Genomic DNA, 20,977 nt, shown 5'->3' on the forward strand with positions numbered 1-20,977 from the left:
CCGAAAAGCCGCCATCCGCGCCCTCAAACGCCACCTCTCCGACGTCCTCTACCACGCACTCCACACCGACCACCACCACTTGACATAGAAGCTTCTTCGGCGTCCCTTCGGGATGGGCTTCGCCCACTCTTGACCCGGCGGATCGGCCGTAAGTGCGGCTGGGGATCGGGGCGGGGGTGGGTGTGGGCGGTGTGGCCGCTCGCGTTCCGTTGCCGGGTGGCGGTTGTGTGGGTGGTGGGGCCGCTCGCTTCGCGTTGCCTGGTCGCGGTGGGCGGTGTGGCCGCTCGCGTTCGCGTTGCCGGGTCGCCGTGGGCGGTGGTGTGGCTCGCTTCGCGTTGCAGGGCGGCGGTCGGTGCCGGGCCTGCTCGCGTTCGCGTTGCTGGATGGCGGTGGTGCCGCTTCCGTTCCGTTGCTGGGCGGCGGTCGGTGCCATGGCCTGCTTGCGTCGCGTTGCTGGGTGCGGGTTGCGTCGGCCGTGCGGTTCGGCTTCCGTTCGCTGCCGCTGCCGCTGCCGCTGCCGCTGCCGCTGCCGCTGCCGCTGCCGCTGCCGCTACGCCGTCAGCAGGTGTGGGCCGGTAGCCAGTGCTTCGCGCAGGCGGTCGTTCTCCGCTTCCAGTTCCCGCAAGCGGCGTTGCTGTTCACGCCACGACACCGCCGGGAGTGGGATCGTCTCGTAGGCCGCTACCAGTGCCTGCGCGTCCTCCGGGATGGGGGTGTTCGCGGCACGATCGCGTTCTGCTCGGCCCAGCATGCGGGCCAGGCGCCGGGTGTCCGTGCCCACGATCCTCGTCCTGCCCAGGATGCGGTGGCGCAACGGGTCTTCCGGATCGTCCAGGTTGACGTTCGGCAGGTACGTGCGCATGGTGCCCGGGGGCACCGCGTGACCGGTCCCCATCATCTCGTTGAAGCCCGCCTCCACGGCCGGGTCCAGCAGGAAAGCGCTGCCCATCCCGACCAGGTGCCACGTGACCTCACGCGCCCACCGCTCGAACTCGTCACGCGGCTGCTGGCCCTGGCTGATCATGTACACCGGCCCGCGCCGGGTCTCGTCGGCCAGGTAGTCCATCAGGTCCGGCAGGTGCCCCAGCGTGACCCACTGCGGACTCGGCGCGATCTCCGTGCGGCCGTCGAGCGCCTCGATCTCCGCGAGCAACCCCCGCAGCACACTGGGCACCGACATGCACCGGTTGAACGGCGCCTCCCCCAGCGCCGGGCAGTCGTCCCGGGTTTCGATCTCCGTCCAGATCCAGCCCGGCTCGTCGGGCCGCTCCAGCACGGTGATCGTGGTGCGCCAGACGTCCCGCGGCTGCGCGTCGGGGTGCTGGCGGCGCCATCTGTACAGCTGACCACCGCCCGCCTGGCTCCGCAGGATCGTCACCAGGTCGTCGTGGTCCAGCACGTACTGCCCCGCCCGGCCCGCCTCGAGGTGGATCTCCTTGCTCGCCAGCCACGTGCCGAGGTGCTCGATGACGGTGTCGAGCAGCCGCTGCCCGGGTGCGACTCGCAGGAAGGACCGGAAACCGACCGCCATCACCGTCTCCTAGCACTGGGGGACTGTTTGAAACCGCTGTGCCGTTCAGTGAACCAAGTGTGCAGACGTGCCCCAGAGCAGTCAAGGGGCACGGCCGACCCCGGCGTGATCTTGGCGAGCCCGGTGAGGTCGAATGTGAGCCGTGAACGCACTGCGCAAGGTGCTCGGCTGGGCGTTGTGGGACTGGGGGTCCTCGGCCTTCAACGCCATCATCCTGACCTTCGTCTTCACCGTGTACCTGACGAAGGCCGTCGCCCCGGACCCGGACAGCGGTTCCGCGAGCCTGGGCATCCGGCTGACCATCGCGGGCGTCTGCGTCGCGTTGTTCGCGCCCGTCACCGGGCAGCGCAGCGACGCGGGCGGGCGGCGGAAGCTGTGGCTCGGCGTGCACACCGCGATCGTGGTGCTGAGCACGGCGGCACTGTTCTTCGTCCGCGACGAGCCGTCGTACCTGCTCCTCGGCATCGTGCTGGTGACCGTGGGAAGCGTTTTCTCCGAGTTCGCGGCCGTCAACTACAACGCGATGCTCGTGCAGGTCTCCCGCAAGGACAACGTCGGCCGCATCTCCGGTTTCGGCTGGTCCATGGGCTACTTCGGCGGCCTGATCGCGCTGACGATCGTGTTGTTCGCGTTCGTCCAGCCCGAGGTCGGGCTCTTCGGCGTCACGTCGGAGGGCGGCCTGAACATCCGCGCCGTGGCGCTGTTCTCCGCGGTGTGGTTCGGCCTCTTCGCGATCCCGCTGTTCCTGTTCGTGCCCGAGGCGCCCGCGTCCGGCGAACGGCTGCGGCACAACTTCTTCGCCAGCTACGTGGTGCTCGCCAAGCGGCTGGCGCGCATGTGGCGCACCGAGCGCCGCACGCTGTGGTTCCTCGCCGCGAGCGCGGTCTACCGCGACGGCCTGGCCGCGATCTTCACGTTCGGCGGCGTCGTCGCCGCGGGCACGTTCGGGTTCAGCTCGACGGAGGTGGTGATCTTCGCGATCGCCGCGAACCTCGTCGCCGGGCTCGGTGCGCTCGCGGGCGGGCGGCTCGACGACCGCGTGGGCCCCAAGGCCGTCATCGTCGGTTCGCTCGTCGCGCTCGCGGTGCTGGGCGCCGCGCTCGTGCTGCTGCCCGGCAAGGCGGCGTTCTGGGTCTGCGGGCTCGCGCTCACCGCGTTCGTCGGACCCGCCCAGTCCGCCAGCCGCACGTTCCTCACCCGCATCGTCCAGCCCGAGCGCGAAGGTGAGGCGTTCGGGCTGTACGCGACCACCGGGCGCGCCGTGTCGTTCCTCGGGCCGCTGGCGTTCAGCGGCTTCATCGGCCTGTTCGGCACACAGCGTGCCGGCATGGCCGGAATCGTCCTCGTCCTCGTCGCCGGGCTCGCCGCCGTGCTCCCGGTCCGTGCTCCGAAAGGTGTGCAGTGAAGAAGTCCTGGTGGTCGCTCGCCGTGCTCGCCGTGGTCGCGGTGCTCGTCGCGGTCTGGCAGTCGGGTGCCTTCCAGCCCCACGTCAACCCGCCGGCCAACGCGGCACCGGCCGGGACGGAGCTCGCCGAGCTGGTCGTGCAGCCCCGCACCGGCATGGGCGGCTACTCGCGGGAGAAGTTCCCGCACTGGGCGACGGTTTCGGGGGAATGCGACACCCGCGAGACGGTGCTGAAGCGCGACGGCCAGGACGTGCGCACCGACGCGCAGTGCCGCCCCACGTCGGGCACGTGGCACAGCCCGTACGACGGCGGCACGTGGACCAAGGCGTCCGACGTGGACATCGACCACACCGTGCCGCTGGGCCAGGCGTGGGAGAGCGGCGCCGCGAAGTGGACCAACGACCGGCGCAAGGAGTTCGCCAACGACCTCACCCGGCCGCAGCTGCGGGCCGTGACGGACAACGTCAACCAGGCCAAGGGCGACCGCGCGCCGGACGAGTGGCGCCCGCCGCTGCAGTCGGACTGGTGCGCCTACGCGACCGACTGGATCACGGTGAAGCACTACTACCAGCTGACCGTGACCGAGGCCGAGAAGGCGGCGCTGACGGACATGCTGAACCACTGCTGATCCCCGCGATGAGTTTTCGCGGCGGCGCGGGTCTACCTCATCGACAACACCGGAAGGAGACCCCGATGTCCACGAAGATCTTCGTCAACCTGCCCGTCAAGGACCTCACCAAGTCGCTGGAGTTCTTCGCGAAGCTCGGCTACTCGTCGAACCCGCAGTTCACCGACGAGAACGCCGGCTGCGTCGTGATCAGCGAGCACATCTACGCGATGCTGCTGACCGAGCCGTTCTTCAAGAACTTCACGAAGAAGGCGATCGTGGACGCGACCACGAGCACCGAGGTCATCACCGCGCTGAGCACCGACACCCGGGAAGCCGTCGACGAGCTGGTGGACAAGGCGCTGGCGGCGGGCGCGCAGGTCGCGAACGAGCCGATGGACATGGGCTTCATGTACAGCCGCAGCTTCAGCGACCTCGACGGGCACCTCTGGGAGGTCGTGTACATGGACCCGAACCACGTCCAGGAGCAGCAGTAGCTCACAGCACCCCGATGACGAGGGCGGCCAGGGGCGGTGCGGTCTGCGCGAGCGCGCCGCCCCAGCCCGATCCCCGGGGACGGCCGAGCGCGAACAGGTCCGAGACGGCCAGCACGAGCCCGGCGAGCGCCATGAACGCGCACGTGTAGAACACGAGCGTCCTGCCGACCGTGGCGTCCCCGGTGTGCAGGGCGACCAGGCCGGCCACCGTGCCCGCGGCGAGGAACAGGTTGTAGCAGCCCTGGTTCACCGACCACAGCAGCACGGCGGGCACGTCCTCGGTGCGCACCCGGAAGATCCCGCGGTGCACGCCGGGCCTGCGGAACAGCAGCGTCTCCCACGCGAACGCCACGAGGTGCACGAGCGCGGCCACCCCGGCGAGCACCTGGACGAGCGTGCTCACGGCGTCCCCCGCAGCTCGATGCCGTGCCGCCCGACGACCTCCACCAGCGCGGGCACGGCGTCTTCGAGCGCGGTCCCGGCGGGGATGCTGCGGTCGACGTCCCGGAAGAAGCGGCCCATCGCGTCGGTGAGGCTGAACGCGAGGAACTGCACCGACGGCGACCGCACGGTGAACGTGTGCGGCGCGTCCGGCGGCACGGTGATCGAGGCGGCGGGACCCAGCTCGTACTCCGCGTCGTCCACGAGCACGGTCATCCGGCCGTGCAGGACGTAGTACGCCTTCGGCCAGGGCGTGGTGTGCGGGGGCACGGCCGGTCCCCGCGGTGCGTCCACCTCGAACAGTTCGTAGGCGCCTCCGGTGTGCTCGGCGCCCGCCTTCACGGTGATCCGCGCGTCCGGCGAGGTGAGTTCGAGGCCCTCGCCCGCGGTGCTGAAATGCGTCATGCCGCGACGCTAGGAAATCCCGTCCCGCGCGGACATCCCAGAAACCTGGGGGTCCCGCAGAGCACGGGAAAAGCGGATACTTCGGCGCATGTGGGAGGGGCTGGCCCGCGGCGCCCGGCGTGAGATCGCCGCGCTCGCGACCTCCGGGCTCGGGGTCGCCGAGCTGCACGCGGCCGCCATCGAGGTGGTCGCCCGCGTCGTGCCCGCCGAGCTGACCTGCTGGGCCTCGCTCGACCCCGACACCGCCGTGATCAGCTCCATGACCAGCGGCGCGGCCCGCATCCCGCAGCGGTACGAGCCGCTGCTGGCGACCTTCGAGTACGACGGCAGCGAGCGGCACACGTTCGCCGAGCTGGCCCGCGGGCCCCGTCCGCTCACGACGCTGTCCGCACGCGACCGCGGTGGCCGGATGAACGAGGTGTGGCGGCCGCTGGGGCTGACCTCCGAACTGCGCGTGGTGTTCCGCGCGGGCGGCACGTGCTGGGGTGCGGCGGGGCTGGTGCGCCGCGGCGAGTTCGGCGACCGCGAGCGGGAGTTCCTGGTCTCCGTCGCCCCCGCGCTGGCGACCGCGACCCGCGTGGCCGCGCGGGTCGGCGGAATCCGCGGGGACGGTGCGGCCGCGATCGTCGTCGTCGGCCCGGACGGTGAGCCCCGGGCGGAGACCGCGCCCGCGCACGCGTGGCGGGCGGAACTGGACGAGATCGCGCCCGGGCGGTTCGCGGTGATGCTGCGGGTCGTCGTGACTGGCGCCCGCTCGGCACCCGGCGGCTCGTTCCGGGCGCGGATCCGCGACGCCGACGGCGGCTGGGTCCTGCTGCAGGCCGACCGGCTGATCGGCGGCGACGAGACCGTCGTGACGATCGAACGGCCCACCGGGGCCGACCTGCACGACCTGCTGTTCGCCGCCTACGGGCTGACCGCGCGGGAGCGCGAGATCTGCCACGAGGTGCTGGCGGGCCGGCCGAGCGCGGCGATCGCGGCGCGGCTGGCGATCACCCCGAACACCGTGCAGGACCACCTGAAGTCGGTGTTCGGGAAGGTCGGCGTCCGCAGCCGGGGTGAACTGGTGGCGCGGCTCACCTGAGCCGTCAAGAACCCGGCAAGATTCCCGGCTCCTCCGTCAGGGCCCCGTCCGGCGCCGCCTCCGCACGCGGTGTCGCGGCTGGAGTGGACGGTGTCCTTTCGAGATGAGGAGGAGACCGTGACACTGGCCGAGTTGCTGCCGAGCGTGGGGGCTTGCGGGGAACCGCCGCTGGAGAAGGAGCTGTGGCCCCGGAGCACGCAGCTGCTTCCCGGAGGGGACCTGGCGGTCGGCGGGGTTTCGCTGACCGAGCTCGCGGCCCGCTTCGGCACCCCCTGCCAGCTTCTCGACGAGGCCGAGGTCCGGGCACGGGCGCGTGCGTTCCGCGCCGCGCTGCCCGAGGCCGAGGTGGCGTTCGCGGGCAAGTCGCTGCCCTGCCGGACGGTGTTCCGCTGGCTCGCGGACGAGGGGCTCTCGCTCGATGTGTGCTCGGCCGGTGAGCTGGCCGCCGCGCGCACCGCCGGGTTCCCCGCCGAGCGGATCCTGTTGCACGGCAACGTGAAGACCGCCGAGGACCTCAAGGCCGCGCTGGCGTACCGGGTGAGCCGGGTCGTGCTCGACTCGTTCGACGAGATCTCGCAGCTCGGCGCGCTGGCGACGGCCCAGCCGGTGCTGATCCGCGTGACGCCGGGCGTCGACGCGCACACGCATCCGGCGATCACCACGGGCGTCGAGGGACAGAAGTTCGGTTTCCCGCTCGACGCGGTGCCGGAGGCCGTGCGGCGCGTCGAGGCCGAGCCGGGGCTGCGGTTCGCCGGGCTGCACTGCCACCTCGGCTCGCAGATCACGCACGTGTCCGTCTACGAGGAGGCGCTGCGGCGGCTGCTCGACCTCGGGGTGCCCATCGCGCAGCTCGACCTCGGCGGTGGGTTCGCCGCTCCGTACTGCCCTGGCGAGCAGCGGTTCGACCTCACCGGGTACGCGCACCGCGTGCGGGCGACGCTCCACTTCGAATGCGAGCGACGCCGGATTCCCTTGCCGCACTTGGTGATCGAGCCCGGCCGATCGATCGTCGCGAACGCCGGGATCACGCTGTACCGGGTGATCACGGTGAAGCCCGGGTTCGTCGCGGTGGACGGCGGGATGAGCGACAACCCGCGCCCGGCGCTCTACGACGCGCGCTACACGGCGAGGCTCGTCGGACGGCACACGCGTGCCTCGCGCCGCGAGGTCACCGTCGTCGGCAGGCACTGCGAAGCCGGGGACGTCCTGGCCAGGAACGTGCCGCTGCCGGACGACGTGCACGCCGGTGACCTGCTCGCCGTGCCGGTCACCGGCGCCTACCACCACGCCCTCGCGTCGAACTACAACCTCGTCGGCCGCCCGCCGCTGATCGGCGTCCGCGACGGGCGGGCCTCGGTGCTGGTGCGCCGCGAGACCGAGGAGGACCTGCTGCGCCGCGATCTCATGCCTGCATGAGGGCGGCCGCCAGGAACAGGTCGTTCTCCCGGGGCTCGCCGATGCTGACGCGGCAACCGTCGTCACCGAACGGGCGCACGAGCAGCCCCGACTCGCGGCACGCCGCCGCGAACTCCGCCGTGCGTGCCCCCGTGGCCAGCCACACGAAGTTCGCCTCCGTCTCGGGCACCGCCCAGCCCTGCGCGAGCAGCGCACCCCGCACCCGCTCGCGCTCGGCGACGACCGCGGCCACGCGCTCCCGCATCGCGTCCTGGCAGTGCAGCGACTCGATGGCCGCGAGCTGCGCGATCGTCGAGACCCCGAACGGCACCGCGCACTTGCGGATCGCGGCGGCGACCGGTTCGTGCGCGACGGCGTAGCCGATCCGCAGCCCGGCGAGCCCGTACGCCTTGGAGAACGTCCGCAGCAGGCACAGGTTCGGGTGCGCGGCGAGGAAGTCCAGCCCGTTCACGGCTTCCGGGTCCCGCACGAACTCGACGTACGCCTCGTCGAGCACCACGAGCACGTCCTCCGGCACCCGTGACAGGAACTCCGCGAACTCGTCCCGCCGCACCGCCGGCCCGGTCGGGTTGTTGGGCGAGCACACGAGCACGAGCGTCGTCCGCTCGGTCACGGCGTCCGCGAGCGCGCGGAGGTCGAGCCGGGCGCCGGGCGCGAGCGGCACCTCGACGACGGACGCCCCCGCGATCCGCGTCGTGATGGGGTAGGCCTCGAACGACCGCCACGGGTACACGACCTCGTCGCCGACGCTGGCGACGGACTGCACGATCTGCTGCAGCACGCCGACACTGCCGGTGCCCACGGCCAGGAACTCCTGCGGCACCGAGAGGAACCGCGACAGCTCGGCGGTCAGCTCCGTGGCGGCGAGGTCGGGGTAGCGGTGCATGGTGGCCGCCGCCGCGGTCGCCCGCTCCAGCACCCCGGGCAGCGGCGGGAACGGGTTCTCGTTGCTGGACAGCTTCACCAGGCCCGCGCCCGACTTGCCGGGTACGTAGGCGGGGATGTCGTCGAGTGCGGCACGGATGCGCGGATACATGGTCAGCTCCCGAAGAACTCCAGTGCGGCCTGCTTGAACACGCGGCTCGACACGGCGTTGAAGTGGTTGCGCTTGCCCAGCGACACGAACGGCTCGGGTGCGTCGGCGGCGAACTCGTCCTCCTCGCCCGCGGCGAACAGCACCGGAACCGGTGCCTCGCCCTCGATCCGGCTGCCCGCGACGCCGTCGATGCAGGCGCTGAGGTCCTGGCCGCCGAGCAGCTCCTGCACCCGCAGCATGTCCTCGCGTGAGGCGGGCTTCCCGCCGATACCGCCCAGCACCATCCGGCGGACCCGGCCGAGCTTCGCCAGCTGCCAGCCGACGAGCCCGCCCATCGAGTAGGTGACCATGTCCACTTCGGACAGTTCGGCGGCGTCGAGCACGGCCACCAGATCGCGTGCCATGTTCTCCGGGGAGTAGCCCTCGGCGGGTTTGTCGCTCTGCCCGTGCCCGCGCAGGTCCACGGCCACGTAACCCATGTCGGCCAGCGCCCGCGTCCAGCCGGTGTCCGTCCACATGCGACGGCTGTCCGACGCGAAGCCGTGCACCAGCAACACCGGGCGCGGGCCGGGCGCGCTCTCGTACCAGATCTTCGTGCCGTCCCCGGCGGTGGCGTACATCAGTCCTCCGGCAGCGACAGGCGCACGCGGCGCTTCGGCTTCTCCTCCTGCGGCACGGTGCCGACGATGCCGGCCTGGTCGTCGTCCACGGTGAAGGTCACCAGCGGATCCCCGACCGACAGCTCCTCGCCGTCCGCCACGTGCAGCTTCGCGACCCGGCCCGACTGCGGGGACGGGATCTCCACCGCCGACTTCGTCGTCTCCAGCTCCAGCAGCGGCGCGTTGCGCTCGACCCAGTCGCCCTCGGCGACCAGCCATTCCAGGACGGTGGCGCTGATCAGGCCCTCGCCGAGGTCGGGCAGGGGGAAGGTCACTTCAGCCACGGCGGTACTCCAGAGTGGTCTGCACCCCGGTCAGGATGCGGTCGATGCTCGGCAGGTACTCGTCTTCCAGATCCCCGGAGGGGTAGGGCACGTCGAAGCCGGTCACGCGCTGCACGGGGGCCTTCAGCTCACCGAAGCAGCGCTCGGTGATCAAGGTGGCGACCTCCGCGCCCAGCCCGGCGGTCAGCGGCGCTTCGTGCACGACGACGGCGCGGCGGGCGCGGGACACCGACGCGGCGAGGCCGTCGGTGTCGATCGGCTTGAGCCACCGCAGGTCCAGCACCTCCAGCTCGACGCCGTCCTCCGCCGCCAGCTCGGCGACCTGCAGGCAGCGGGACACCATCGCGCCCCAGGCGACGAGCGTGGCGTGCTTGCCCTGGCGCACGACCCGGCTCGTGCCGACCGGGTCGGTCGCATCGGTCGGTTCGAAGGACTCCTTGTGCCAGTACCGGGACTTCGGCTCCATGAAGATCACCGGGTCCGGATCGGCGATCGCCTGCCGCAGCAGGCGGTAGCCCTCGCTGGGCGACGACGGCGAGACGACCTTCAGCCCCGGCACGTGCGCGAACAGCGCCTCCAGGCTCTCGCCGTGGTGCTCCGGCGCGCGGATACCGCCGAAACTGGGCAGCCGCAGGGTGATCGGCATGGGCATCGTGCCGCGGCTGCGGTAGTGCAGGCGCGCCACCTGGTTGACGATCTGGTCGATCGCCGGGTAGCTGAACCCGTCGAACTGGATCTCCGGCACCGGGCGCCAGCCCGCCATCGCCAGGCCCACCGCCATGCCCATGATCGCCGACTCGGCGAGCGGGGTGTCGAACACGCGCTCTTCACCGAACTTCGCCTGCAGCCCGTCCGTCACGCGGAACACGCCGCCGAGCCGTCCGACGTCCTCGCCGAAGAGCAGCACGCGGTCGTCGTCCTCGCACGCGTGCTGGAGCGCGAGGTTGAGGGCCTGCTGGAGCGAGTACTCAGGCATCGAGGGACTCCTTCCAGGCGCGCTGCTGGTCCAGCAGGGCCTTGGTGGGCTCGCGGTAGACGAACGAGAACAGCTCCTCGCCGGGCCGCTGCTCCAGCGCGAGGAGCCCGTCGCGGACCTCGCGGACGACCCGCGCCGCGTGCTCCTCCGCCTCGGCGACGGTTTCGGCGGGCAATTCCCTTGCGGCGCGGGCGATCGGGTCCTTCTCGGCCCAGGCCTGCTCCTCCTCCAGCGTCCGGTAGCGGCCGGGGTCGTCGGAGGTGGAGTGCGGGCCGATGCGGTAGGTCATCGCCTCGATCACGGTCGGTCCACCACCGTTGCGCGCGCGGTCGAGCGCTTCTCGGGTGGCCTCGTGGACGGCCATGACGTCGTTGCCGTCGACCTGCCGTCCCTCGATCCCGTACCCCGCGGCGCGCGCGGCGACGGAGCCACCCGCGACCTGGCGTTCGGTCGGCACGGAGATCGCCCACCCGTTGTTCTGGCAGAAGAAGACGACGGGCAGGCGGTAGACACCGGCGAAGTTCATCGACTCGTGCACGTCACCCTGCGAGCTCGCACCGTCGCCGAACCAGGTGATCGCGGCGCCACCGGTGTCGTCCAGCTTCGCGCCCATGGCCCAGCCGACCGCGTGCGGCACGGGCCCGCCGACGACGGCGTTGAACGGCGCGAGCCGCGAGGCCCGCGGGTCGTAGAGGCCGCCGTGCCAGACGCCCAGGTGCGTGGCGAGGTATCCCACCAGGTCCACGCCCATGGCGACGGCGGCACCGAGGTCGCGGTAGTTGGGGAAGGCGAAGTCGCGCGTCAGGTCCAGCGCCGCCGCGCTGCCGACCTGCGCGGCCTCCTGGCCCTTCATCGGGGCGTAGCCGGGGAGCGCGCCCTGCCGCTGCAGGGCGATGGCCTCCTCGTCGATCCGGCGGGCCACCAGCATCAGGCGGTACAGCTCGCTCAGTTCCATGCCCCGAAGCGTGCACAGCAGGGCGAACGCTGGGCAAGAGTTGCGTTTTCGGCTGATCAATCTGCCCAATCTGGCCAGTTACCGCCGGGTATCACTGGACAGGTTGCCTACTGGTAAAAGGTGTCGGTGTGCCGGGCTAGACTGAACGCCATCCTGTCAACCCCGGTGTTCGCAACAGATGAGGTGGCAAAACGCGTGTCCGAGACCACGCCGAACGTGCCTGACCGCCCCGTGCTGGACGGTCTGGATGCCAAGTGGGCTGAGGCGTGGGAGCAGTCCGGCGTATACCGGTTCGAAGCTCCCGGTGAGCGCGCCGCGGTGTTCTCCATCGACACCCCGCCGCCGACCGCCAGCGGCTCCCTGCACGTGGGTCACGTCTTCTCCTACACGCACACCGACATCGTGGCGCGCTTCCAGCGCATGCGCGGCAAGCGCGTCTTCTACCCCATGGGCTGGGACGACAACGGCCTGCCCACCGAGCGCCGCGTGCAGAACTACTACGGCGTGCGCTGCGAGCCGTCGCTGCCGTACGACCCGGACTTCGTCGCGCCCGAACCCGTCATGAAGAAGGGTGAGCGCCCGGTCAAGGACATCTCGCGCCGCAACTTCATCGAGCTGTGCGAGGTGCTGACCGCGGAGGACGAAAAGGCGTTCGAGCAGACGTGGAAGCGGCTCGGCCTGTCGGTCGACTGGTCGCGCACGTACACGACGATCGGCGGGCACGCGCGGCGCGTGTCGCAGCGCGCGTTCCTGCGGCTGCTCAAGCGCGGCGAGGCGTACCAGGCCGAGGCGCCGACGCTGTGGGACGTCGGGTTCCGCACCGCGGTCGCGCAGGCGGAGCTGGAGGACCGCGAGTACGCCGGCGCGTGGCACCGCATCGCCTTCCACAAGCCGGACGGTTCGCCGGTGTACATCGAGACGACGCGGCCGGAGCTGCTGCCCGCGTGCGTCGCGCTGATCGCGCACCCCGACGACGAGCGCTACCAGGGCCTGTTCGGCTCCACGGTGACGTCGCCGGTGTTCGGCGTCGAGGTGCCGGTCGTCGCGCACCCCGCGGCGGAGATGGACCGCGGCGCGGGCATCGCGATGTGCTGCACCTTCGGTGACCTGACCGACGTGCAGTGGTGGCGCGAGCTGAAGCTGCCGACGCGCACGATCATCGGCCGCGACGGACGCATCCTGCCCGAGCCGCCCGCCGGGCTGGACGGCGAGGCGGGCCGCAAGGCGTACGCCGAACTGGTCGGCGCGACGGTGCACACCGCCCGCGAGCGCGTCGTGGGGATGCTGCGGGACAGCGGTGACCTCGACGGCGAGCCGCGCAAGACCGTGCGCCCGGTGAAGTTCTTCGAGAAGGGCGACAAGCCGCTGGAGATCGTGTCCAGCAGGCAGTGGTTCATCCGGTCCGTCGAGCACCAGGACGTCATGCTGCGCCGCGGCGCCGAGCTGCAGTGGCACCCGGCGTACATGAAGGCGCGCTACGACGACTGGGTGCGCGGCCTCAACGGTGACTGGCTGGTCAGCCGCCAGCGGTTCTTCGGCGTGCCGTTCCCGGTGTGGTACCCGCTCGACGAGTCGGGCGAGCCGGACTACGCGGCGCCGATCCTGCCGACCGAGGACATGCTGCCGATCGACCCGTCGTCGGACACCCCGCAGGGCTACACGCCGGAGCAGCGGGACCAGCCGGGCGGCTTCACCGGCGACCCGGACGTGATGGACACCTGGGCCACTTCCTCGCTGACGCCGCAGATCGCGTGCGGCTGGGAGGAGGACCCGGAGCTGTTCGCGCAGACGTTCCCGATGGACCTGCGGCCGCAGGCGCACGACATCATCCGCACGTGGCTGTTCGCCACGGTGCTGCGCGCGCAGCTGGAGAACGGCACGCTGCCCTGGTACCACGCGGCGATCTCGGGCTGGATCCTCGACCCGGACCGCAAGAAGATGAGCAAGTCCAAGGGCAACGTCGTCACCCCGCTGGGGCTGCTGGAGCAGTTCAGCCCGGACGCGGTGCGGTACTGGGCCGCCAACGGGCGGCCGGGCACGGACACGGCGTTCGACCAGGGGCAGATGAAGATCGGCCGCCGCCTGGCGACGAAGTTGCTGAACGCCAGCAAGTTCGCGCTGGGCTTCCCCGAGCCCGCCGAAGGTGCCGAGATCACCGAGGCGCTGGACCAGGCGATGCTGGCCGCGCTCGACGACGTGATCCGGCAGGCGACGGAGGCGCTGGAGAACTTCGAGTACACCGTGGCGCTGGAGCGCATCGAGCGGTTCTTCTGGTTCTTCTGCGACGACTACCTGGAGCTGATCAAGCAGCGCGCCTACGACGAGGACGGCGGTGCGGCGACGCAGTCCGCGCGGCTGGCGCTGCGGAAAGCGCTTTCCTCGCTGCAGCGGCTGTTCGCGCCGTTCCTGCCGTTCTGCACGGAGGAGGCGTGGTCGTGGTGGCACGACGGCTCGGTGCACACGGCGTCGTGGCCGGTGCCCGGGGGTGCCGTCGATGGCTCGCCTGAGGTGATCACGTTGGCCAGCACCGCGATCAGCGCCATCCGCAAGGCGAAGAGCGACGCGAAGCGGTCGATGCGCTCTCCGGTGGAGAGCGTGCGGATCGCCGGTCCGGCCGGTCAGGTCGAAACGCTGAACAGCATCGGCGGCGACCTGCGGGCGGCGGGCAACGTGGAGGCGCTGGAGTTCACGCCGGAGGGCGAGGAACTGCGGATCGAGGTCCAGCTGGCGGAGGTGTAAGCCGTCGTGCGCGCGGTCCGGTTCGCGGCGTTCGGCGGCCGCGAGGTGCTGCGGGTTGCCGTCGTGCGTGTGGTTCGGTTCGCCGTGCTCGGTGGCCGCGAGATGCGGTTGGCGGTGTAGCGCGGTGCGGTTCGCGGAGTTCGGCGGCCGCGGGTTGCTGCGGGTCGCCGTCGTGCGTGTGGTTCGGTTCGCCGTGCTCGGCGGCCGCGAGATGCGGTTGGCGGGGGTGTAGCGCGGTGCGTGCGGTGCGGTTCGCGGAGTTCGGCGGCCCCGAGGTGCTGCGGGTCGCTGACGTGCCGGTGCCCGAGCCCGGCCCCGGGCAGGTGCGCGTGGCGGTGCGGTTCGCGGGCGTGAACCCGGTGGACTGGAAGATCCGGTCCGGCCTGTTCGGCGGTTCGCTGTCGCGGCCCCGGGGCCTCGGTCAGGAGCTGGCCGGGGTGGTCGACGCCGTCGGCCCGGACGCCGCGTTGTCGGTGGGCGACGAGGTGTTCGGCTGGGCGATCGGTGGTTCGTACGCCGAGTACGCACTGGCTTCGGCTGTGTTCCCGAAGCCGCCGGGCATGTCGTGGCAGGACGCGGCGGCTTTGCCGGTCGCGGGCGAGGCTGCGCTGCGCGGGTTGCGGGAGCTGGCTGTGCGACCGGGCGAGGTGCTGCTGATCACCGGAGCCAGCGGTGCGGTCGGTTCGCTGGCCACACAACTGGCCGTGCGGCGCGGGATCCGCGTGGTCGGCACCGCGGGTGATCCGTCCTTTGTGGAGTCCCTCGGTGCGACTGGAGTACGGTACGGTCCCGGCCTGGTCGAGCGGGTGCGGACGCTGGTGTCCACTGTGGACGCGGTGTTCGACGCGGCGGGCCACGGCATGCTGCCGGACGCACTGGAACTGCGCGGCTCGGCCGACCGCGTCCTGACGATCGCCGACCCGGAAGCCGAGTCCCTCGGCGTCCCGTTCTCCGGCGGCACCCCCGACACGACGACGCCGGAGGTGCTGCGCGAGCTGGCCGAGGCGTACACGGCGGGCAACCTACGGATCCAGCACGCGGCAACCTTCCCGCTGGAAGAGGCTGCGGAGGCCCACCGCCTGAGCCAGACGGGCCACGCGCGGGGAAAGATCACGCTCGCGGTGAGCTGAACCCGAGCTGACAGGGCCGAGCTGACAGGGGCGGGCCCTGGCGGGCAGCTGCATCGGGTGTGTTGGCCCGGGCCGTCCCGCGCCAGGTGCTCCCGCCGACTGCGGGGGCCCGGTCGCCGGTGCCGGTCGGCGTCGCGCGGCTACTCGCGGCGTGTGTTGGGCCGGGGCGTCGCGTCCGTTTGGCTGGGAGGTGTTCCAGTCGGTTGCGGGGGCCGGGTCGCCGGTGGTGGGCGGCGTCGCGCGGCTACTTCGGGTGCGGTGGCACGGGTCGTCTGGCCCGTTCGGTTGTCAGGTGTTCCCATCGGCTGCGGGGCTGAGCCGCGGGCGGTGGGCGGCTGCTCCAGGTGCATTGGCCCGGGTCGTCCCGCGCCAGTTGCTCCGGTCGGCTGCGGTGGCCCGCGGCGCGCGCTGAGCGCACGCGATCGAGCCGCTGCTCAGGGAGTGCATTGCCGGACGAACTGCCCCGGCCCATTGACGCGTCAGCTGCTTCCGACGGACACCTGCTCGTGGCAAGCGCGTTAACCTGCCCAAGTGAGCACCGAGTTGACTCTGCTGTCGCGGGTGGCCTTCCGCGGGCAAGGAGGTCACCGGGCCCCGCCTGCGCGATCTGCTCGCCCTGCTGGCCGCCGACCTGCGAGGCGGGTGCGGGACGGCACGCCTCGTTGAAGGGCTGTGGCCCGACGACAAGCCCGAGAACCCCACCAAGGCGTTGCAGATTCTCGTGTCCCGGGCGCGCGCCCTGCTCGGTGCCGACGTGATCGCCCGCACGGCCACCGGCTACCGCCTCACCCTGCCCGACGAGCAGGTCGACGTGGCCGCGCTCCACCGGCACCTCGAAGCCGCGCGGAAGCACGCCGCCGCCCACGAGCACGCCGCCGCACTCGCCGAGGCCGAAGCCGGTCTCGCCCTGGAACACGACGCCTGCTCGCAAACCCACGGCGATGATCCGGATCCCGCGGGTCCACCTGCCACCAGCGCTGGCCACGGGCATCGCGCCACCTCCGCCACCCCGCTGAGCGAGGCGGCCAACAGCAGCACCGTCGCCAGCCCGCTGGCCTCACCGAGAATCCCCGCCGCCAGCAGCTCCGACGTCAACCCACCCGCCACCGGGGCAAACCACTCCGCCGCCAACCCGCTGGGCTCGCCGCGAACCTCCGCCACCGCCCGCACCGGGCCCTCCGCCGCCAGCCCGCTCGCCACGCCGCGGCCCCCCGCCGCCAGCCCACCCGGCACCGGCCCGGCCGCCAGCCCTCCCGCGGCGCCGCGAACCCCCGCCGCCAGCCCACCCGGCACCGGCCCGGCCGCCGCCAGCCCACCCACCACCTCCACCCCCCTCGCCGAACTGCGCGCCGCCAGCGCCGTCACCTTCCGCGAACTCCACCGCCTCCGCGCCCTGTCCCTGGCCCGCCTCAACCGGCACGCCGAGGCCCTCCCGGCCCTGCTCGCCGCCGCCGGTGGGCACGACGAGGAGCTCCTGCTGGAGCTGCTCCGCTGCGAAGCCGCTACGGCCGGGGCCTCCGCCGCCCTCGCCCGGTACGAGGCCTACCGCCGAACCCTCCGCGACGAGCTCGGCACCGACCCCGGCCCCGCCCTCCAGGCACTCCACCGCGACCTCCTCCAACCCCCGGTGCGCCACGGCGTCCAGCACGAACCCAACCCACTCCTCGGCCGCGACGACGACCTCGCCGCCGTCGTGAGCCTCCTTCGCACGGCTCGCGTCGTCTCGATCGTCGGGCCCGGCGGGTTGGGCAAGACGCGTCTCGCGCACGCTGTGGCCCGAGAGGCTGATCAGCGCGTCGTCCACTTCGTCGGTCTCGCGGGTGTGACGCGTGAGGAGGACATCGCCACCGAAGTCGCCTCCGCGCTCGGGGTCGTCGAAGCCCGGCGCCCTGGTGCGAACGTCGTCGCCGGGATCGCGCAGGCGCTCGGGTCCGCACTGCTGGTGCTCGACAACTGCGAGCACCTCGTCGGCGGCGTCGCCGATCTCGTGCACGCGCTCGTGTCCCTGACCCGCGACGCACGCGTCCTCACGACCAGCCGCGCGCCGCTGGGCCTGTCGTCCGAGTCGGTGTACCTGCTGCCCGAACTCGACCTGTCCACGTCCATCGAGCTGTTCACCCAGCGCGCGCGAGCCGCCCGCCCCAGCGCCGAGCTGCCCGCCGACACCGTGGCCGAGCTGTGCCGCCACCTCGACGGGCTGCCGCTGGCCGTCGAACTGGCCGCCGCCCGCGTGCGCGTCATGTCCGTCGCCGACCTCGCACACCGCCTCGGCGACCGGTTTTCCACGCTGCGCGGCACTTCCCGCGACGCACCGGCACGGCATCGCGCACTGCACGCCGTCGTCGAGTGGAGCTGGCAGCTCCTCGCCCCGGAGGCGCAGCAGGCGTTGTGCACGCTCTCGGTGTTCCCCAGCGGTTTCACCGCCGAAGCCGCGCAACGCCTCGGCGCCGCGGACGCGCTGGAGGAACTCGTCGACCAGTCGTTGCTGAAGGTGACCGACACCCCGTCGGGCACCCGCTTCCGCATGCTGGAGACCGTCCGCGAATTCGGTGCGGCGAAACGGACGGACACCCGCGTCATCGAGGATTTCTGCGCCTGGGCACGGGAATACGCCCTCGAACACTACGAGGGGCCCTTCGGCGCCGACCCCGCGTACGCGATGAGCCGGCTGCGCACCGAACAGGACAACCTCGTCCAGGCCCTCCGCTACGCCATCGAACGTCAGGACGGCCCGACGGCCGCCGCGATCGTGGCCGGATTGGCGGCGTTCTGGACCTTCACCTCAACCTACGGACGCATGGCGGTGTTGATCGAGGGCGCGGGCCGGCTGCTGTCCCACTACCGCCCGGACCCCGAGTTCGTCGAGGTCACCCGCGCTGCGGCCGCGGTGTGCACCGCGTACGCCTTCGCCGTGCAGTTCCCCCGCGCCACGCGCACGCTGTACGTCCTGCGCCGCCTGCCGCCCGCGCCGCCGGACACGCTCATCCGCGCGCTGGCGGTGCTCGTCGCGGCCGTGCCCGAACTCGATATGTCCACTTTAGACGAATACTGCGCGAGCCCGTGGCCGTGGTTGTCCGGGGGTGCCAGCGCCGTCGCCAGTTACGTGCGTGAGGGCGACGGCGACATCGACGGCGCGCGGCGTGACGCGGAACGGATGCTGGCGGTGTTCGAGCGGGAGGGGCAGCCGTGCATGCGCATACTCGCGTTGTCCCGGTTCGGCGAACTGCACCTCCACCTCGGCAACGGCGAGCAAGCGCGCCAGTACCTCGGCAAGGCGTGGCGGCTGCAGGAGGAACTCGGCGTCTGGACCGACGAAATCGGGCTTCGCTGGGCGCTGGCACTGGCGTCGCTGCAGGTCGGGGAGGTCGAGGCAGCCGAACGCTGGGCCGAGGACGCCAGGACGGGTGCGGACGACGACCGGTTCACCTACCGCTCGTTCGACCTGGGTGTCCAAGCGGAACTGCTGCTGTGCCACGGCGAGGTGGAAGACGGGCTGCGGGCGTGGCGGCACGCGGTCGAACTGCTGGACGACGTCCGGCCGCCCGGGGCGAACGGCGAGCCCGCCCTGGAACCGTGGACGCTGGAGGTCAAGAGCGTCGCGGTGGTCGCGCACGCCCGCCACGGACGGCTGGACCTGGTCCGGCACCTGCTCCCCCGGACTGCGGAAAGCGGTTTCCGCCCTGCTCACCGCCACCGCGCAACCCACCTACCTCACCGGACTTCCGTTGTGCGGCGCGCTGTTGCTCGCGCTCGGCATGGCCGAGCCGGACCGCGACGGCGCGCGGCTGATCGCGCTCGCCGAGCAGTGCCGGTACCTGCGCCAGTTCCAGCCGACGATGGACCCGGCGCGGATTCGCGATGTGGTGCCACAGGCGGCGTACTCCGAGGCTGTCTCGGAGTACGCCGGCCTGAGCGCGGAGGAGCTGCGGGCGGCGGTGCTGGCCGCGGTGTCCTAACGGGACGGTGTGCGGTTGAAGAGCTTGCGCGCCCACAGGTAGCTCAGCAACGCGATGCCCGCGCACCACGCGAGCGTGATGGCGACGCTGCCGCCGGCCCGGCTGCCCATCAGCAGCGCCCGCACGGATTCGATGAACGGCGTGAACGGCTGGTGTTCGGCGAACACCCGCAGCCACGTGGGCATGGAGTCGGTCGGGACGAACCCGCTGCCGAGGAACGGCAACAGGATCAGCGGCATCGGCAGGTTGCTCGCGGCCTCGACGGTCTTGCTCACCAGGCCCAGCGCGACGCACGACCACGTGAGCGCGAACGTGATCGCCGCGAGCACGCCGATCGCGGCGAGCCAGCCGCCGATCCCCGCCGCGGGCCGGAAACCGACGAGCAGGGCGACCGAGACGACGATCGTGAGGCTCAGCAGCGTCTGCAGCACGGCGCCCACGACGTGCCCGGTCAGCACCGACACGCGGGCGATCGCCATGGTGCGGAAGCGGGCGATGATTCCCTCGGTCATGTCCATCGCCACGGAGATGGCCGTGCCCTGGGCGACCGCCGCGACGGTCATCAGGAGGATGCCGGGCGCGACGTAGTTCGCGTACGCGGTGCGGCCGCCCGCGCCGGCCAGCCCGTTGCCGAGCGTGCCGCCGAAGACGTAGACGAACAGCAGCAGGAAGATGACGGGCAACCCGGCGAGCATCAGCGAAACGCTGGGGTAGCGCACCATGTGCCTGAGGTTGCGCCGGACCATCGTCGCGGAGTCGGTCAGTGCGTGGGTCATGACGTGGCCACCTTCGGTTTTCCGGTGAGAGCGAGGAAAACGTCGTCGAGGTCGGGGGTGTGCACCGAGAACTCGGTGACCTCGACCGCGGCGGCGTCGAGCTGGTCGAGCACGAAGCGCAGGGACTTGACGTCACCGTCGTTGGGCACCTGGAGGGTCAGCGCGTCGGGATCCGGGGTGCCGCCGAGCGCGCGGGCGGCGCGGTCGAGTGCGTCCGCGTCGGGCAGGCGGAGGCTGACGTGCCCGCCCGGCACGAGCCGTTTCAGTTCCGCCGCCGTGCCCTCGGCGACGAGCTTTCCCTGGTCCAGCACCGCGATCCGGTCGGCGAGCTGGTCGGCCTCCTCGAGGTACTGCGTGGTGAGGAAGACGGTCACGCCGTCTGCGACGAGTTCGCGGATGACCTGCCACATCGTGCGGCGGCTGCGGGGGTCGAGGCCCGTCGTCGGCTCGTCGAGGAAGAGGAGGCGTGGCGTGCCGACCAGGCTCATCGCGAGATCGAGGCGGCGTCGCATGCCGCCGGAGTAGGTCGCCGCGGGTTTGCGGGCGGCGTCGGTGAGGTCGAACTGGTCGAGCAGTTCGGCGACGCGGCGGCGTCGGTCGCGGCGGCCGAGGTGGTGCAGATCGGCCATGAGCAGCAGGTTCTCCTCGCCGGTGAGCAGGTTGTCGACGGCGGAGAACTGCCCGGTGACGCCGATGGCGGCGCGCACCGCGTCCGGTTCGGTGACGCGGTCGTGCCCCGCGACGCGGACCTGCCCGCCGTCGCCGGGGATGAGCGTCGTGAGGATCTGCACGGTCGTCGTCTTGCCCGCGCCGTTGGGTCCGAGCAGCGCGAAGATCGTCCCCCGCTCGACCCGCAGGTCGATGCCGTCGAGCACGACGTGATCCCCGAACGCCTTCCGGAGCCCGACCGCCGAGATGGCTGGTTCGTTGCCTGTGGATGACATGCTCCCACCGTGCCGGGCACCGCCTTCAGGACGGTTTCAGCGCGGTTTCAGCAGGTCGCTCTGTCGCGCGGCGCAGCGGTGCTCAAAAGTGCGGGCACCGGGCCGGTATCGCGGTCCGGGTGAGGGAAGTTCCCC

The 20,977-nt window shown here is 71.9% G+C and carries 21 protein-coding genes and 1 pseudogene; 9 read left to right on the top strand and 13 right to left on the bottom strand.

The window, feature by feature from the left end; genetic code table 11:
* Positions 1 to 550: 550 nt before the first annotated feature.
* Positions 551 to 1,531 (bottom strand): hypothetical protein, encoded by a 981-nt coding sequence (locus BMZ92_RS22125; RefSeq protein WP_091510833.1) that lies wholly within the window; start codon positions 1,529 to 1,531, stop codon positions 551 to 553.
* 142 nt (positions 1,532 to 1,673) lie between these two features.
* On the opposite strand from BMZ92_RS22125, the gene BMZ92_RS22130 reads away from it, so the two are divergent.
* From BMZ92_RS22130 to BMZ92_RS22140, 3 genes are all read left to right on the top strand, one after another.
* Positions 1,674 to 2,936, top strand: a complete 1,263-nt coding sequence (locus BMZ92_RS22130; protein WP_245783194.1) for an MFS transporter — start codon at positions 1,674 to 1,676, stop codon at positions 2,934 to 2,936.
* Positions 2,933 to 3,565: an HNH endonuclease family protein gene (locus BMZ92_RS22135; protein ID WP_245783195.1), complete on the top strand. Its 633-nt coding sequence runs from the start codon at positions 2,933 to 2,935 to the stop codon at positions 3,563 to 3,565. The genes BMZ92_RS22130 and BMZ92_RS22135 overlap by 4 nt, the downstream gene beginning before the upstream one ends.
* Before the next feature lie 65 nt (positions 3,566 to 3,630).
* Positions 3,631 to 4,041, top strand: a complete 411-nt coding sequence (locus tag BMZ92_RS22140) for a VOC family protein (RefSeq protein ID WP_091510834.1) — start codon at positions 3,631 to 3,633, stop codon at positions 4,039 to 4,041.
* A gap of 1 nt (position 4,042) precedes the next feature.
* On the opposite strand, the gene BMZ92_RS22145 is transcribed toward BMZ92_RS22140, so the two are convergent.
* Positions 4,043 to 4,444, bottom strand: coding sequence for a DUF1304 domain-containing protein (locus BMZ92_RS22145; protein ID WP_091510836.1), 402 nt, complete (start codon positions 4,442 to 4,444; stop codon positions 4,043 to 4,045).
* Positions 4,441 to 4,887: a cupin domain-containing protein gene (locus tag BMZ92_RS22150; RefSeq protein WP_091510837.1), complete on the bottom strand. Its 447-nt coding sequence runs from the start codon at positions 4,885 to 4,887 to the stop codon at positions 4,441 to 4,443. The genes BMZ92_RS22145 and BMZ92_RS22150 overlap by 4 nt, the downstream gene beginning before the upstream one ends.
* Positions 4,888 to 4,975: 88 nt before the next feature.
* Between BMZ92_RS22150 and BMZ92_RS22155 the strand changes: the two genes are divergently transcribed.
* Complete coding sequence (locus BMZ92_RS22155; protein ID WP_091510840.1) at positions 4,976 to 5,971, top strand: helix-turn-helix transcriptional regulator; 996 nt, start codon at positions 4,976 to 4,978, stop codon at positions 5,969 to 5,971.
* 117 nt (positions 5,972 to 6,088) lie between these two features.
* Positions 6,089 to 7,387 carry a diaminopimelate decarboxylase gene (lysA, locus tag BMZ92_RS22160; RefSeq protein WP_091510842.1) on the top strand — a complete coding sequence of 433 codons (1,299 nt, stop codon included), beginning with the start codon at positions 6,089 to 6,091 and terminating at the stop codon, positions 7,385 to 7,387.
* Here lysA and hisC read toward each other — a convergent pair.
* From hisC to BMZ92_RS22185, 5 genes are read right to left on the bottom strand one after another with little or no spacing between them, the layout of a single operon-like run.
* On the bottom strand, positions 7,374 to 8,423 hold the full coding sequence (gene hisC / locus BMZ92_RS22165; protein WP_091510844.1) for a histidinol-phosphate transaminase: 1,050 nt from the start codon (positions 8,421 to 8,423) through the stop codon (positions 7,374 to 7,376). The two genes, lysA and hisC, sit on opposite strands and share 14 nt — an antisense overlap.
* Positions 8,424 to 8,425: 2 nt before the next feature.
* The gene (locus BMZ92_RS22170) at positions 8,426 to 9,043 is read right to left on the bottom strand and encodes an alpha/beta fold hydrolase (RefSeq protein ID WP_091510846.1); all 618 of its coding nucleotides are present in this window, start codon (positions 9,041 to 9,043) and stop codon (positions 8,426 to 8,428) included.
* Positions 9,043 to 9,366, bottom strand: a complete 324-nt coding sequence (locus BMZ92_RS22175; protein ID WP_091510849.1) for a biotin/lipoyl-containing protein — start codon at positions 9,364 to 9,366, stop codon at positions 9,043 to 9,045. The genes BMZ92_RS22170 and BMZ92_RS22175 overlap by 1 nt, the downstream gene beginning before the upstream one ends.
* Entirely contained in the window at positions 9,359 to 10,342 is a 984-nt protein-coding gene (locus BMZ92_RS22180) for an alpha-ketoacid dehydrogenase subunit beta (RefSeq protein WP_091510852.1), read from the bottom strand. Before BMZ92_RS22180 ends, BMZ92_RS22175 begins: the two co-directional genes overlap by 8 nt.
* On the bottom strand, positions 10,335 to 11,297 hold the full coding sequence (locus BMZ92_RS22185) for a thiamine pyrophosphate-dependent enzyme (protein ID WP_245783196.1): 963 nt from the start codon (positions 11,295 to 11,297) through the stop codon (positions 10,335 to 10,337). The genes BMZ92_RS22180 and BMZ92_RS22185 overlap by 8 nt, the downstream gene beginning before the upstream one ends.
* 195 nt (positions 11,298 to 11,492) lie before the next feature.
* Here BMZ92_RS22185 and valS point away from each other — a divergent pair, with 195 nt between their 5' ends.
* Together valS and BMZ92_RS22195 are read left to right on the top strand one after the other, a co-directional pair.
* Positions 11,493 to 14,036, top strand: coding sequence for a valine--tRNA ligase (valS, locus tag BMZ92_RS22190; RefSeq protein WP_091510854.1), 2,544 nt, complete (start codon positions 11,493 to 11,495; stop codon positions 14,034 to 14,036).
* Positions 14,037 to 14,272: 236 nt separating this feature from the next.
* Positions 14,273 to 15,166, top strand: a complete 894-nt coding sequence (locus tag BMZ92_RS22195) for an NADP-dependent oxidoreductase (protein ID WP_091510856.1) — start codon at positions 14,273 to 14,275, stop codon at positions 15,164 to 15,166.
* A 244-nt stretch (positions 15,167 to 15,410) separates the two neighbouring features.
* Here the strand turns inward: BMZ92_RS22195 and BMZ92_RS37860 are convergent, their stop codons facing one another.
* Positions 15,411 to 16,157 carry a hypothetical protein gene (locus BMZ92_RS37860; RefSeq protein WP_218153531.1) on the bottom strand — a complete coding sequence of 249 codons (747 nt, stop codon included), beginning with the start codon at positions 16,155 to 16,157 and terminating at the stop codon, positions 15,411 to 15,413.
* 408 nt (positions 16,158 to 16,565) lie between these two features.
* On the opposite strand from BMZ92_RS37860, the pseudogene BMZ92_RS38950 reads away from it, so the two are divergent.
* Positions 16,566 to 17,654 (top strand): annotated as a pseudogene (locus BMZ92_RS38950) (ATP-binding protein); the annotation flags it as partial.
* A gap of 350 nt (positions 17,655 to 18,004) precedes the next feature.
* On the opposite strand, the gene BMZ92_RS36965 reads toward BMZ92_RS38950, so the two are convergent.
* Both BMZ92_RS36965 and BMZ92_RS22205 read right to left on the bottom strand, forming a co-directional pair.
* Positions 18,005 to 18,202 (bottom strand): hypothetical protein, encoded by a 198-nt coding sequence (locus BMZ92_RS36965; RefSeq protein ID WP_143249919.1) that lies wholly within the window; start codon positions 18,200 to 18,202, stop codon positions 18,005 to 18,007.
* Between the two features lies 1 nt (position 18,203).
* Entirely contained in the window at positions 18,204 to 18,812 is a 609-nt protein-coding gene (locus BMZ92_RS22205; RefSeq protein ID WP_143249920.1) for a hypothetical protein, read from the bottom strand.
* A 79-nt stretch (positions 18,813 to 18,891) separates the two neighbouring features.
* Between BMZ92_RS22205 and BMZ92_RS22210 the strand changes: the two genes are divergently transcribed.
* Positions 18,892 to 19,122, top strand: coding sequence for a hypothetical protein (locus BMZ92_RS22210; RefSeq protein ID WP_091510860.1), 231 nt, complete (start codon positions 18,892 to 18,894; stop codon positions 19,120 to 19,122).
* Here BMZ92_RS22210 and BMZ92_RS22215 read toward each other — a convergent pair.
* Both BMZ92_RS22215 and BMZ92_RS22220 read right to left on the bottom strand, forming a co-directional pair.
* A complete protein-coding gene (locus BMZ92_RS22215) occupies positions 19,119 to 19,898 on the bottom strand; it encodes an ABC transporter permease (protein WP_091510863.1) in 780 nt (259 codons plus the stop codon). The two genes, BMZ92_RS22210 and BMZ92_RS22215, sit on opposite strands and share 4 nt — an antisense overlap.
* Positions 19,895 to 20,842, bottom strand: a complete 948-nt coding sequence (locus BMZ92_RS22220; protein WP_091510866.1) for an ATP-binding cassette domain-containing protein — start codon at positions 20,840 to 20,842, stop codon at positions 19,895 to 19,897. The genes BMZ92_RS22215 and BMZ92_RS22220 overlap by 4 nt, the downstream gene beginning before the upstream one ends.
* Positions 20,843 to 20,977: the final 135 nt, after the last annotated feature.

Source organism: Amycolatopsis sacchari (assembly GCF_900114035.1).
In the GTDB taxonomy this organism is placed as follows: domain Bacteria; phylum Actinomycetota; class Actinomycetes; order Mycobacteriales; family Pseudonocardiaceae; genus Amycolatopsis_E; species Amycolatopsis_E sacchari.

Bases quoted from the DNA above. Each gene is read 5' to 3' on its own strand.
- BMZ92_RS22125 (WP_091510833.1), bottom strand. From the start codon at position 1,531: ATGGCGGTCGGTTTCCGGTCCTTCCTGCGAGTCGCACCCGGGCAGCGG.
- BMZ92_RS22140 (WP_091510834.1), top strand. From the start codon at position 3,631: ATGTCCACGAAGATCTTCGTCAACCTGCCCGTCAAGGACCTCACCAAG.
- BMZ92_RS22150 (WP_091510837.1), bottom strand. From the start codon at position 4,887: ATGACGCATTTCAGCACCGCGGGCGAGGGCCTCGAACTCACCTCGCCG.
- BMZ92_RS22155 (WP_091510840.1), top strand. From the start codon at position 4,976: ATGTGGGAGGGGCTGGCCCGCGGCGCCCGGCGTGAGATCGCCGCGCTC.
- hisC (WP_091510844.1), bottom strand. From the start codon at position 8,423: ATGTATCCGCGCATCCGTGCCGCACTCGACGACATCCCCGCCTACGTA.
- BMZ92_RS22170 (WP_091510846.1), bottom strand. From the start codon at position 9,043: ATGTACGCCACCGCCGGGGACGGCACGAAGATCTGGTACGAGAGCGCG.
- BMZ92_RS22180 (WP_091510852.1), bottom strand. From the start codon at position 10,342: ATGCCTGAGTACTCGCTCCAGCAGGCCCTCAACCTCGCGCTCCAGCAC.
- BMZ92_RS22185 (WP_245783196.1), bottom strand. From the start codon at position 11,297: ATGGAACTGAGCGAGCTGTACCGCCTGATGCTGGTGGCCCGCCGGATC.
- BMZ92_RS37860 (WP_218153531.1), bottom strand. From the start codon at position 16,157: ATGCCCGTGGCCAGCGCTGGTGGCAGGTGGACCCGCGGGATCCGGATC.
- BMZ92_RS22215 (WP_091510863.1), bottom strand. From the start codon at position 19,898: ATGACCCACGCACTGACCGACTCCGCGACGATGGTCCGGCGCAACCTC.
- BMZ92_RS22220 (WP_091510866.1), bottom strand. From the start codon at position 20,842: ATGTCATCCACAGGCAACGAACCAGCCATCTCGGCGGTCGGGCTCCGG.